This window comes from Achromobacter sp. SD115 (assembly GCF_017355315.1).
In the GTDB taxonomy this organism is placed as follows: Bacteria; Pseudomonadota; Gammaproteobacteria; order Burkholderiales; family Burkholderiaceae_B; genus Achromobacter; species Achromobacter xylosoxidans_B.
The window spans coordinates 213607-225458 of record NZ_JADIJM010000006.1 but is presented as its reverse complement, the minus strand read 5'-3'; the positions used below and the strand labels follow the sequence as shown (position 1 = coordinate 225458).

The window sequence follows — 11852 nt, the reverse complement described above, 5'->3', positions numbered from 1 at the left end:
CTTATCGAGCTACCGAAGTTATTCGGCGCTGTCCTCAGCGGCTTCATCAACTTCCGGACGGTCAACCAGTTCCATGAAAGCCATGGGAGCGTTGTCGCCTTGACGGAAGCCCATCTTCAGCACGCGGGTGTAGCCGCCGTTACGGGCCGCGTAGCGCGGGCCGATTTCGGCGAACAGCTTCACCACGGCATCGCGATCGCGCAGACGGGCAAAAGCCAGACGCTTGTTCGCGAGGGTGGGCTCCTTGCCCAGCGTGATCAGGGGTTCGATGACGCGGCGCAATTCTTTCGCCTTCGGCAGCGTGGTCTTGATGGCTTCGTGGGTGATCAACGAAACGGCCATGTTGCGGAACATGGCAAGACGGTGACTGCTGGTGCGGTTGAGCTTACGCAAGCCATTACCGTGACGCATGATAAGTTTCCTTTGAATCTAAAGATGGCTGTCGCCATCGGGTTGCCGGCTCTTCTATCAACCTGCAATCAGGCCGCGGTCCGGTAGAAAACGGTGCATTTTACGACGATTTCGCAAACCAGCCGGCGCAAGGCCGGCTGCCCGCGGGAACCGCCCCTTTTCAGGCGCGGCACCCTTGCAAGACTTAGGGACGCTCCAGGCCCAGCGGGGGCCAGTTTTCGAGCTTCATGCCCAGCGTCAGGCCGCGTGCGGCCAGGACTTCCTTGATCTCGTTGAGCGACTTGCGACCCAGGTTCGGGGTCTTGAGCAGCTCGTTTTCGGTACGCTGGATCAGGTCGCCGATGTAGTAGATGTTTTCGGCCTTCAGGCAGTTGGCCGAACGCACGGTCAGTTCCAGGTCGTCGACCGGGCGCAGCAGCACCGGATCGATCTGCGGCGTGCCGCGGACCGGGGCTTCGTACGAATCGCCTGCGCCTTCCAGGGCGGCGAAGACCGAGATCTGGTCCATCAGGATGCGGGCCGACTGGCGCACCGCTTCCTCGGGCGAGATCACGCCGTTGGTTTCGATGTCCAGGACCAGCTTGTCCAGATCGGTACGCTGTTCCACGCGGGCGCTTTCAACGGCGTAGCTGACGCGGCGGACCGGGCTGAACGAGGCGTCCAGAACAATGCGGCCGATGGTGTGGGTGCGGTCTTCCGACAGCGCGCGCACGTTGCCCGGCACGTAGCCGCGGCCCTTCTCAACCTTGATCTGCATTTCCAGCTTGCCTGCGTCCGTCAGGTTGCAGATGGCATGGCCGGGGTTGATGATCTCGACGTCGTGCGGCAGTTCGATGTCGCTGGCCAGCACGGTGCCCGCGCCGGTCTTGCGCAGGACCAGGGTCACTTCATCGCGATTGTGCAGCTTGAAGACCACGCCCTTCAGGTTCAGCAGGATGTCGACGACATCTTCGCGAACGCCCGGGATGGTCGAATATTCGTGCACCACGCCCGTCATCTGGACTTCGGTCGGCGCGTAGCCGGTCATCGAAGACAGCAGGATGCGGCGCAGGGCGTTGCCCAGCGTGTGACCGTAGCCACGCTCGAACGGCTCCATCACGATCTTGGCATGGTGCGTGCCGACCGGTTCGACTTCAATGGAGCGCGGCTTCAGGAAACCTTGAGTGGACATTTACTGTGTTCCTTTTCAATACCCTCGGCTCGTTACACCGATAAGGCTGATGGACAGGGTGAAACTTGAAACGCGGACGGCGCAAAAGCACCGGCCGATACTTACCGCAAAGCCCGCTCCGCCAAACGGCGGAAAGCGGGCTGCTGCGGGGCGTGCAAACGGGTCGCGAGACCAGCTCGCCGGCGCCTTGCGAAGGTAGCGCCGGCAGGCCTGATTAACGCGAGTACAGTTCGACGACCATCGATTCGTTGATGTCGCGAGCGACGTCAGCGCGATCGGGGGCCGACTTGAACGTACCGGTCAACTTGGTCGTATCGACTTCCACCCACTGGGGGATGCCGATGCTGGTGGCCAGATCGAGCGATTCCTTGATGCGGCCTTGCTTCTTGGCCTTTTCGCGGATCGACACGACGTCGCCAGCCTTGACCAGCATCGAAGCGATGTCAGCCGTGTGGCCGTTCAGTTCGATGGCGCGGTGGCTCACCAGCTGGCGAGCTTCGGCGCGCGTCGAGCCGAAGCCCATGCGGTAGACGACGTTGTCCAGGCGCGATTCCAGCAGCTGGATCAGCGTTTCGCCAGTGTTGCCACGGCGGCGCTCGGCTTCAGCGAAGTACTTGCGGAATTGCTTTTCCAGCACGCCGTACATGCGCTTGAGCTTTTGCTTTTCGCGCAGCTGCAGGCCGTAGTCGGAAGTGCGGGCACCCGAAGTGCGGCCGTGTTGGCCAGGCTTGGAATCCAGCTTGCACTTGGAATCCAGCGAGCGACGGGCGCTCTTCAGGAACAGGTCAGTACCCTCGCGGCGCGAGAGCTTGCATTTGGGTCCAATATAACGTGCCATGTGGATTCCCTTTAGATACGACGACGCTTCGGCGGACGGCAGCCGTTGTGCGGAACGGGCGTGATGTCGGCGATGGACGAAATCTTGATGCCCAGCGCGTTCAGAGCGCGGACCGACGATTCGCGACCGGGGCCGGGGCCCTTGATGCGCACTTCCAGCGTCTTGATGCCGTACTCCAGCGCGACGCGGCCAGCCGTTTCAGCAGCGACCTGCGCGGCGAACGGGGTCGACTTGCGCGAGCCCTTGAAGCCAGCACCGCCCGACGTGGCCCACGACAGTGCGTTGCCCTGACGGTCGGTGATGGTGATGATGGTGTTGTTGAACGAAGCGTGAACGTGCGCGATGCCGTCCGAGACGTTCTTCTTGACCTTTTTGCGCACGCGCGAAGCGCCGCTGGTGGAAGCTTTCGCCATAATCCAGTTCCTCGATTATTTCTTCAGGGACGCAGCAGCACGACGCGGGCCCTTGCGGGTCCGGGCGTTGGTGCGAGTGCGCTGGCCGCGCACGGGCAAACCGCGCTTGTGACGCATACCGCGGTAGGTTCCCAGGTCGATCAAACGCTTGATCGAGAGCTGTACTTCACGACGCAGGTCGCCTTCAACCGTGAACAGACCAACATGTTCGCGGACGCGTTCCAATTCAGCGTCGTTCAGATCCTTGACCTTTTTGTCAAAGGGTACGTTTGCCGCTTCGCAAATCTTGCGAGCGCGCGTACGACCAATGCCAAAAATGGCGGTCAGTCCGATCTCGGCGTGCTGTTGCGGCGGGATGTTAATGCCAGCAATACGGGCCATGACTATTCCTTGAATAAATCTGTTGCGTAGTCGCTAACCCGAGTTAGCCTTGACGCTGCTTATGACGCGGGTCGGTGCAGATAACGCGCACCACGCCGTGACGTTTGATAACTTTGCAGTTGCGGCAGATCCGCTTAACCGATGCCATTACTTTCATGGTTGACTCCTAATTTTCCGTAATCCGGTTCCGCTCATTTGGAGCGGAAAACTATCCTGGCTCGCGTCAGATCATAGGGCGTGAGCTCCACTGTGACCTTGTCACCCGGCAGGATCCGGATGTAATGCATACGCATCTTGCCGGAAATATGGCCCAACACCACGTGGCCGTTTTCGAGCTTGACGCGAAATGTCGCGTTCGGGAGGTTCTCAAGAACCTCGCCTTGCATCTGAATGACGTCGTCCTTGGACATTCTTTTGCTTACCGCATCGGCAAACCCGCGCCCTTGAAGTTAGCCTTCTTGAGCAACGAGTCGTACTGGTGAGACATCATGTAGGCCTGAACCTGTGCCATGAAATCCATCGTCACCACCACAATAATCAACAGGGACGTACCACCGAAGTAGAAAGGAACGTTCCAGCGCATCACCAAGAATTCCGGCAACAGGCACACCAACGTGATGTAGATGGCACCTGCGAGCGTCAGACGCATCAGGATCTTGTCGATGTAGCGCGCTGTTTGTTCGCCCGGACGGATGCCCGGAACAAACGCACCACTCTTCTTCAGGTTGTCCGCCGTTTCGCGGCTGTTGAACACCAGAGCCGTGTAGAAAAAGCAGAAGAAAATAATCGCGACCGAGTACAGCGTGATGTAGAGCGGTTGACGAGGCGACAGGGCCGCAGCCAGGTCGCTAAGCCAGCGCATGTTCTCACTGCTGGAGAACCAGCTCGTGATCGTGGCCGGGAACAGAATGATCGACGACGCGAAGATCGGCGGAATCACCCCTGCCATGTTCAGCTTCAGCGGCAAGTGCGAGCTTTGACCACCGTAGACCTTGTTGCCGACCTGACGCTTGGCGTAGTTCACCGTGATCTTGCGCTGTCCGCGTTCCACGAACACCACAAAAGCGGTAACCAGCACCACCAGAGCCACGATGAACAGTGCGGAAAGCACGGACATCGAGTTGGTGCGGACCAGGTCCAACAGTGCAGCCAGCGCCGCGGGCAGGCCCGCAACGATACCTGCGAAGATCAGGATGGAAATCCCGTTGCCCAGACCACGTTCCGTGATTTGCTCACCCAGCCACATGACGAACATGGTGCCGGTGACCAAGGTCACGACGGTCGTGAAGCGGAACAGCATGCCCGGATCGATCACCAGTCCCTGCTGGGACTCCAACGCTACCGAAATGCCCACAGCCTGCACCAGCGCCAGCACGACCGTGCCGTAGCGGGTGTATTGGGTAATCTTCCGACGGCCGGCTTCGCCCTCTTTCTTGAGCGATTCCAGCGACGGCACCACCACAGACATCAGCTGCATGATGATGGATGCCGAAATGTACGGCATGATCCCCAGGGCAAAAATCGAGAAGCGCGAGAGCGCCCCGCCCGAGAACATGTTGAACAGGCCCAGGATCCCGCCCTGGTTCTGACGGAACAAGTCCGCCAGCGCATCCGGGTTGATGCCCGGTACGGGGATGTGTGTACCCAAACGGTAAACCACCAGGGCGAGCACCAGGAACACGAGGCGGCGCTTCAAATCGCCGTACCGTGCTCCGGTTTTGCCCAATGCCTGCGCGTTAGCCACTCGTCACCTCGTGATCAAGCAAGCGAGCCGCCCGCGCCTTCGATGGCGGCGCGAGCGCCGGCCGTCGCGGTAATGCCCTTGAGCACGACCTTGCGCGAGAGTTCACCCGACTTGATGACCTTGGCGTAACGAACCGCCTGACCAATCACGCCAGCGGCCTTCAGCACTTGCACGTCGACTTCGTCGATGGGCAGGGCTTGCAGGTCCGACAGACGGACTTCGGCGTACAGGTGCTGGCCGAGCGGGGTGAAACCACGCTTGGGCAGACGACGCTGCAGCGGCATTTGACCGCCTTCGAAGCCAACCTTATGGAAACCGCCCGAGCGCGACTTCTGACCCTTGTGACCACGGCCGGCGGTCTTACCCAGACCCGAACCGATGCCACGGCCGACGCGGCGCTTGGCGTGCTTGCTGCCCTCAGCGGGCTTCAGCGAATTAAGTTGCATATCCGACATGGTGATTCCTTAGGCTTCCGAGACGGAAACGAGATAATCCACCTTACGGATCATCCCACGCACCTCGGGCGTATCGACCAACACGCGGCTGCTGTTGATGCGACCCAAGCCCAAACCGCGAACCGTATCACGGTGCGATTGCTTGGTACCGATCACCGAGCGCACGAGGGTCACTTTGATCTGCTTCTGAGCCATGATTTACCCCAGGATTTCTTCGACCGACTTGCCGCGCTTGGCAGCAACATCAGCCGGGGTCATGGAGGCGCGCAGGCCGTTCAACGTGGCGCGAACCATGTTGTAGGGATTGCTCGAGCCCAGGCTCTTGGCAACCACGTTACGCACACCCATCACATCAAAAATAGCGCGCATCGGGCCGCCGGCGATAACGCCGGTACCTTCAGCAGCGGGCGAGATCAGCACGGTAGCGGCGCCATGCTTGCCAACCACGGTGTGGTGCAGCGTGCCGTTCTTCAGAGCGACCTTGAACATGCCGCGGCGGGCTTGTTCCATAGCCTTCTGAACGGACACCGGCACTTCACGCGCCTTGCCCTTACCCATGCCGATGCGGCCATCGCCATCGCCAACCACGGTCAGCGCGGCAAAGCTCATGGTGCGACCACCCTTGACCACTTTGCTCACGCGGTTGACCGCGATCATCTTTTCGCGGAGGCCGTCATCGTTCTCTTTTTCCGCGGCGTTCTTGCCTTGTACTTTAGCCATTTGACAGATCCTCGCTTAGAACTTCAGGCCGGCTTCACGCGCGGCATCGGCCAGCGCTTTCACGCGGCCATGGTAACGAAAGCCCGAGCGATCGAAAGCGACCAGTTCGATACCGGCAGCCTTGGCCTTTTCGGCCACGCGCTTGCCAACCAGCGACGCAGCGGCTTTGTTGCCGCCCTGACCGGTTTGGCCGGCCAGTTGCGCGCGCACTTCGGCTTCGACCGTCGAGGCGCTGACCAGAACGCGATCGCCTTCCGGCGAAATGATGTTGGCGTAGATGTGCTGGTTCGAGCGGAAAATCGAGAGGCGATGAACGCGCAGCTCGTTGATCTTCCGGCGGGTCGGAACCGCACGACGCAAACGGGAAACTTTTTTGTCCATGATTCGTCCTTGCGTGCGCCGTTATTTCTTCTTGGTTTCTTTGATGACGACGCGTTCGTCCGAGTAACGCACGCCCTTGCCCTTGTAGGGTTCGGGTTCGCGGTACGCGCGGATTTCAGCGGCCATCTGACCGACGACTTGCTTGTTGGCGCCCTTGATGACGATTTCCGTCTGGGTCGGGCACTCGGCCTTGATGCCGGCCGGCAACTGGTGCAAAACGTCGTGCGAGAAACCGAGCTGCAGCTTAACGGCATCGCCTTGGATCGAGGCGCGGTAACCCACGCCAACCAGGGTCAGCTTGCGCTCGAAGCCCTTGCTCACGCCGGTGACCATATTGGCCACCAGAGCGCGCACGGTACCCGACATGGCGTTGGCGTGACGGCTTTCGTTGGCGGCGACAAACGTGAGTTTGCCGTTGTCCAACGCAACCGTGACGTCGCCGGTCAGGGCTTGGGTCAAGCTGCCCAGCGGGCCCTTGACGGTGATCTGATCCTGCTTGATGTCAGCTTCAACACCCTTGGGCAGTTCGACCGGATACTTAGCGATACGTGACATTCGAATTTCTCCTTAGGCCACGTAGCACAGCACTTCGCCGCCGACGCCGTTGGCGCGAGCCTTACGGTCGGTCATGACGCCGCGCGAGGTCGAAACGATAGCCACGCCCAGGCCGTTCATGACCTGAGGAATGCTGGTACGGCCCTTGTAGATACGCAGACCGGGGCGCGACACGCGTTCAATGCGCTCGATAACCGGACGGCCAGCGTAGTACTTCAGGGTGATCTCGAGCTCAGGCTTGGCCTGGGTGCCCTTGATTTCAAAGCTGTCGATGTAGCCTTCGTCCTTCAGCACAGCGGCAATGGCCGCCTTCAGCTTCGAGGAGGGCATGTTCACCGTAACTTTGTCCACTTGCTGCGCATTGCGAATGCGGGTCAGCATATCGGCGATGGGATCGCTCATGCTCATATTGTTTCTCCTACCAGCTGGCCTTGGTGATGCCGGGGATTTCACCCTTCATCGCCATTTCACGCAGTTTGTGGCGCGTCAGGCCGAACTTGCGGAACACACCGCGCGGACGACCGGTGACCACGCAACGGTTACGTTGACGCGTCGGGTTGGCATTGCGCGGCAGCTGTTGCAGCTTGAGCCGAGCTTGGTAACGTTCTTCGTCGGTCTTCGACTGGTCGTCGATGATCGCCTTCAACTCAGCGCGCTTGGCAGCGAACTTGTCAGCCAGCTTGGCGCGCTTGATGTCGCGATTGATGAGGGAAAGTTTAGCCACGTCATCAGCCCCTTAGTTACGGAACGGGAAGCTGAAGGCCGTCAACAGCGCCTTGGCTTCTTCGTCGGTCTTCGCGGTGGTGGTGATGCTGATGTTCAGCCCACGCAGCGCGTCGATCTTGTCGTACTCGATTTCGGGGAAAATGATCTGCTCTTTCACCCCGATGTTGTAGTTGCCACGGCCGTCGAACGCACGACCCGAGATACCGCGGAAGTCGCGCACGCGAGGCAGCGCAACCGCCACCAGGCGATCCAGGAATTCGTACATGCGTTGACCGCGCAGCGTGACCATGCAACCGATCGGGTAGTTTTCGCGGATCTTGAACCCGGCGATAGCCTTCTTGGTCTTCGTCACGACGGGCTTCTGGCCGGCGATCTTGGTCAGGTCGCCAACAGCGTGCTCGATGACTTTCTTGTCCGACACCGCTTCCGACACACCCATGTTCAGGGTGATCTTGGTGATGCGCGGCACTTCCATCGTGCTCTTGTAGCCAAACTTGGCTTGCAGGTCGGCAGCGACCTTGCTCTTGTAGAGATCTTGCAAACGAGACATGTCTATCGCCCCTTACGCCTTGGCGCCGACAACGGCACCATTGGAACGGAACACGCGAACCTTGCGGCCTTCGACTTCTTGCACGCCCACGCGATCGCCACGGCCGGTGGCCGGGTTGAACAGCGCGACGTTCGAGACGTGAATCGGCATGGTCTTTTCGACAATCCCGCCCGGGTTGTTAGCCATCGGGTTGGCTTTCACGTGCTTCTTGACGACGTTGACGCCTTCGACCAAAACGTGGTCGGCATCGACGCGCGCCAGCACGGTACCGCGACGCTTCTTGTCGCGGCCGGTCAGGACGATGACTTCGTCGCCTTTACGAATGTTGTTCATCGTAGGGCTCCTTACAGCACTTCCGGGGCCAACGACACGATCTTCATGAACTTCTCGGTACGCAGTTCACGCGTAACGGGTCCGAAGATGCGGGTGCCGATGGGCTCCAGCTTGGCGTTGAGCAATACGGCGGCATTGCCACCGAAACGAATCAGCGAACCGTCTTTACGGCGCACGCCCTTGGCGGTACGAACCACCACGGCATTGTAAATTTCGCCTTTCTTGACGCGTCCGCGCGGAGCCGCATCTTTGACGCTCACCTTGATGATGTCGCCGATACCGGCATAACGGCGCTTGGAGCCACCGAGCACCTTAATGCACATGACATGACGCGCACCAGTGTTATCGGCCACATCCAGCGTGGTCTGCATTTGGATCATGATTTTTCCTGTTCCAACTTAACTGGAAATACGGTTTTCCCAACAAGGGAACACTGCAATTCCTGCCAGTTTTGGTCCCGTCAGGTCTGCCGCCCTGCTTTTGTGTTGGCATGTCTCGAGCTTTCGCCCTACTCACGCAACTGGTTGGCAACGCAACGACCCTGGGTTGAAATCCTGCGGGTATTCCCCCAACACGTCGGGCTAACCTGCATAGGTGCGGGCCAACTCGATCGACAATCTGGGAAAGCTGATAATTCTAACGTGGTTAGTTTTTGAGCGCAAGCACTTTGTGTGGATAACGCACAAAAGCCACGCTCCCCTTGGGAAAGGGGTGGACCGAGGCTATCCGCCCCCTATTTCTGGCGGTAGTAGCCCTTCTCCCAGGCGTCATGATTGGCCTTGCCGCGACGGATCTCGTCCGTGAACGGCGCGGCCATGAGCACCAGGCGGTTCAGCCATTTTACCGGAGCGCGGCAGGGGCGCTCGAAGTCCACGAAGAGCACGGCGCGCAGGCCGGCAGTGTCGTTGTGCACCTGATGTGGATACAGGTCGTCGAACACCACCGCCCGGCCTTCACGCCAGCTGTAGCGCTCACCCCCGACCTCAATCCAGCATTGCTCGGCCGGTTCCGGCACCACCAGCCCCAGATGCAGGCGCAGGACGCCGTTGTACGGGCCCGTGTGCAGGGGAATGCGCTTGCCAGCCTCCAGGATGGAGAAGAATGCCGTGCGGATACCGGGAATCCCCTGCAGCGCCCGGGCCGTGGCGGGACACCGGGCCAGGTTGCGTTCGGAGCGCAGGCCGTAACCCATGAAGACGAAGGTCTTCCATTGGTCGTCCGAGGTTATCTGCCCCACGTCGGGCGAGATTTCGTGAAACGCGGGCAGGTGCTGGCGCTCGGAGAGCAGGCCCGCCAGTTCAGTGCGGATGGCAGGCGCCTGGGCCTCGAGCGCGGCTACCCAGGGAAACTGGCCGTTGTCGAAAATGGGACGGTCGCCGACCAACGAGGCCTGGGCGATGCGATTGCGCAACCAATCTATGAAGCGGAAAAAGACGCGCGAGTAGAAACTGGGCTTGCTGGGCGGACGCGCATCGACGGGTTGCACAATGAGTAGCCGGATAGACAGCCAAAGATGCACCATTTTGTCCATGCCGGCGCGGGCACGCAAGACTTGCGCCGGCAGATTGGCTCCAATGCGCCGCCGGCCATTGGCCCTCCCCGCGACGGACAAGCTGGTTTAGACTGGCATGGGCGACAGTGATCGCTATCCACTCCTATTTCGCAAGGGAAGACAGGCATGTATGAACAGTTGGCGCTGTATATCGACGGCGAATTCGTCGCCGGAGAGGGCAGGCGCACCCAGGACGTCATCAACCCGGCCACGCTGGAAGTTCTCGGCCAGTTGCCCCACGCCACCGAAGCGGATCTGGATCGCGCGCTAGCCGCCGCCCAGCGCGCGTTCGAGTCGTGGAAGAAATCCTCTCCCATGGACCGTTCGGCCATCCTGCGCAAGGTCGCGACGCTGTCGCGCGAGCGCGCCAAGGAAATCGGCCGCAACATGACCCTGGACCAGGGCAAGCCGCTGGCCGAGGCCGTGGGCGAAGTCACCTCTTGCGCCGAGCACGCCGACTGGCACGCCGAGGAATGCCGCCGCATCTACGGCCGCGTGGTCCCGCCGCGCAATCCCGACGTGCGCCAGTTCGTGGTGCGCGAACCCATCGGCGTCTGCGCCGCGTTCACGCCCTGGAACTTCCCGTACAACCAGGCCATCCGCAAGATCGCCGCCGCGCTCGGCGCCGGCTGCACGGTGGTGCTGAAGGGTCCTGAAGACTCGCCCAGCGCCGTCATGGCGATCGCCCGCATGTTCCACGATGCCGGCCTGCCCAAGGGCTGCCTGAATATCGTCTGGGGCGAGCCCGCCAAGATTTCGGACTACCTGATCCGTTCGCCCATCGTGCGCAAGGTGTCGTTCACCGGTTCCGTGCCGGTGGGCAAGCAGCTGGCCGCGCTGGCCGGCGCCCACATGAAGCGCGTCACCATGGAACTGGGCGGTCACTCGCCCGTGCTGGTGTTCGACGACGCCGACATCGACCGCGCCGCCACCATGCTGGCCAAGTTCAAGGTCCGCAACGCTGGCCAGGTGTGCGTGTCGCCCACCCGCTTCTACGTCCAGAACGGTGCCTACGAACAGTTCCTTGCGCGCTTCTCCGAAGTGCTGAAGAACATCAAGGTCGGCGACGGCCTGGAAGAAGGCACCGACATGGGCCCGCTGGCGCACGAGCGCCGCGTCCCCGCCATGAGCGCCTTCATCGACGACGCCAAGAAGCATGGCGGCAAGGTCGTGGTCGGCGGCGGCCCGCTGGACCGCAAGGGCTTCTTCTTCGCCCCCACGGTCGTAACCGATCTGCCCGACAACTCCATGCTGATGACCGAAGAGCCCTTCGGCCCGGTCGCGCCGGTGGTCCGCTTCACGGATACCGATGAAGTGCTGCGCCGCGCCAACAGCCTGCCCTTCGGCCTGTCGTCCTACGTATTCACGAACTCGCTGCAGACGGCAACCAAGGTCTCCAACGGCCTGGAAGCCGGCATGGTCAACATCAACCATTTCGGCAGCGCGCTGGCCGAGACGCCCTTCGGCGGCATCAAGGACAGCGGCATCGGCAGCGAAGGCGGCCTGGAAACGTTCGACGGCTACCTGGTCACGAAGTTCATCACGCACATCTGACCCCGGCAGCAACACAAAGCCCCGCAGAAACCCTGCGGGGCTTTTTCTTGTCTCGCGCCTGAATGCCA

General features: G+C 60.9%; 20 protein-coding genes. 1 reads left to right on the top strand and 19 read right to left on the bottom strand.

The features are described from left to right. Positions 1 to 18 precede the first annotated feature (18 nt). The 19 genes from rplQ to IPU70_RS11225 all read right to left on the bottom strand — a co-directional run bounded on the left by rplQ (position 19) and on the right by IPU70_RS11225 (position 10164). On the bottom strand, positions 19 to 411 hold the full coding sequence (gene rplQ, locus IPU70_RS11315; protein WP_006389635.1) for a 50S ribosomal protein L17: 393 nt from the start codon (positions 409 to 411) through the stop codon (positions 19 to 21). A gap of 184 nt (positions 412 to 595) precedes the next feature. Beyond that, a complete protein-coding gene (gene rpoA / locus IPU70_RS11310) occupies positions 596 to 1582 on the bottom strand; it encodes a DNA-directed RNA polymerase subunit alpha (protein WP_006216514.1) in 987 nt (328 codons plus the stop codon). A gap of 214 nt (positions 1583 to 1796) precedes the next feature. Then, positions 1797 to 2420 (bottom strand): 30S ribosomal protein S4, encoded by a 624-nt coding sequence (gene rpsD, locus IPU70_RS11305; protein WP_013397000.1) that lies wholly within the window; start codon positions 2418 to 2420, stop codon positions 1797 to 1799. Positions 2421 to 2431: 11 nt separating this feature from the next. Next, entirely contained in the window at positions 2432 to 2833 is a 402-nt protein-coding gene (rpsK, locus tag IPU70_RS11300; protein ID WP_006216516.1) for a 30S ribosomal protein S11, read from the bottom strand. A 15-nt stretch (positions 2834 to 2848) separates the two neighbouring features. Continuing rightward, positions 2849 to 3214, bottom strand: coding sequence for a 30S ribosomal protein S13 (gene rpsM / locus IPU70_RS11295; RefSeq protein WP_006216517.1), 366 nt, complete (start codon positions 3212 to 3214; stop codon positions 2849 to 2851). A gap of 43 nt (positions 3215 to 3257) precedes the next feature. Further along, a complete protein-coding gene (gene rpmJ, locus IPU70_RS11290; RefSeq protein ID WP_003806928.1) occupies positions 3258 to 3371 on the bottom strand; it encodes a 50S ribosomal protein L36 in 114 nt (37 codons plus the stop codon). Positions 3372 to 3405: 34 nt separating this feature from the next. After that, on the bottom strand, positions 3406 to 3624 hold the full coding sequence (infA, locus tag IPU70_RS11285; RefSeq protein WP_003806927.1) for a translation initiation factor IF-1: 219 nt from the start codon (positions 3622 to 3624) through the stop codon (positions 3406 to 3408). Positions 3625 to 3632: 8 nt separating this feature from the next. After that, a complete protein-coding gene (secY, locus tag IPU70_RS11280; protein ID WP_013397001.1) occupies positions 3633 to 4958 on the bottom strand; it encodes a preprotein translocase subunit SecY in 1326 nt (441 codons plus the stop codon). 14 nt (positions 4959 to 4972) lie between these two features. Continuing rightward, positions 4973 to 5413: a 50S ribosomal protein L15 gene (gene rplO / locus IPU70_RS11275; protein WP_013397002.1), complete on the bottom strand. Its 441-nt coding sequence runs from the start codon at positions 5411 to 5413 to the stop codon at positions 4973 to 4975. 9 nt (positions 5414 to 5422) lie between these two features. Further along, positions 5423 to 5608, bottom strand: a complete 186-nt coding sequence (gene rpmD / locus IPU70_RS11270; protein WP_006216520.1) for a 50S ribosomal protein L30 — start codon at positions 5606 to 5608, stop codon at positions 5423 to 5425. 3 nt (positions 5609 to 5611) lie between these two features. After that, entirely contained in the window at positions 5612 to 6133 is a 522-nt protein-coding gene (rpsE, locus tag IPU70_RS11265) for a 30S ribosomal protein S5 (protein WP_013397003.1), read from the bottom strand. Between the two features lie 15 nt (positions 6134 to 6148). After that, positions 6149 to 6514 (bottom strand): 50S ribosomal protein L18, encoded by a 366-nt coding sequence (gene rplR, locus IPU70_RS11260; protein ID WP_013397004.1) that lies wholly within the window; start codon positions 6512 to 6514, stop codon positions 6149 to 6151. Positions 6515 to 6535: 21 nt separating this feature from the next. Continuing rightward, positions 6536 to 7069 (bottom strand): 50S ribosomal protein L6, encoded by a 534-nt coding sequence (gene rplF, locus IPU70_RS11255; RefSeq protein WP_013397005.1) that lies wholly within the window; start codon positions 7067 to 7069, stop codon positions 6536 to 6538. Positions 7070 to 7081: 12 nt separating this feature from the next. Beyond that, a complete protein-coding gene (gene rpsH / locus IPU70_RS11250; RefSeq protein ID WP_006392029.1) occupies positions 7082 to 7477 on the bottom strand; it encodes a 30S ribosomal protein S8 in 396 nt (131 codons plus the stop codon). A gap of 10 nt (positions 7478 to 7487) precedes the next feature. Next, positions 7488 to 7793: a 30S ribosomal protein S14 gene (gene rpsN / locus IPU70_RS11245; protein ID WP_006216527.1), complete on the bottom strand. Its 306-nt coding sequence runs from the start codon at positions 7791 to 7793 to the stop codon at positions 7488 to 7490. 12 nt (positions 7794 to 7805) lie between these two features. After that, entirely contained in the window at positions 7806 to 8345 is a 540-nt protein-coding gene (gene rplE, locus IPU70_RS11240) for a 50S ribosomal protein L5 (protein WP_054457265.1), read from the bottom strand. 12 nt (positions 8346 to 8357) lie between these two features. Next, positions 8358 to 8678 (bottom strand): 50S ribosomal protein L24, encoded by a 321-nt coding sequence (gene rplX / locus IPU70_RS11235; protein WP_173144814.1) that lies wholly within the window; start codon positions 8676 to 8678, stop codon positions 8358 to 8360. An 11-nt stretch (positions 8679 to 8689) separates the two neighbouring features. Beyond that, positions 8690 to 9058 carry a 50S ribosomal protein L14 gene (rplN, locus tag IPU70_RS11230; protein WP_006216531.1) on the bottom strand — a complete coding sequence of 123 codons (369 nt, stop codon included), beginning with the start codon at positions 9056 to 9058 and terminating at the stop codon, positions 8690 to 8692. Positions 9059 to 9411: 353 nt separating this feature from the next. Next, a complete protein-coding gene (locus IPU70_RS11225) occupies positions 9412 to 10164 on the bottom strand; it encodes an aspartyl/asparaginyl beta-hydroxylase domain-containing protein (protein WP_041656915.1) in 753 nt (250 codons plus the stop codon). Positions 10165 to 10356: 192 nt separating this feature from the next. On the opposite strand from IPU70_RS11225, the gene IPU70_RS11220 reads away from it, so the two are divergent. Next, a complete protein-coding gene (locus IPU70_RS11220) occupies positions 10357 to 11784 on the top strand; it encodes an NAD-dependent succinate-semialdehyde dehydrogenase (RefSeq protein ID WP_013397008.1) in 1428 nt (475 codons plus the stop codon). The last annotated feature ends 68 nt before the right edge of the window (positions 11785 to 11852 follow it).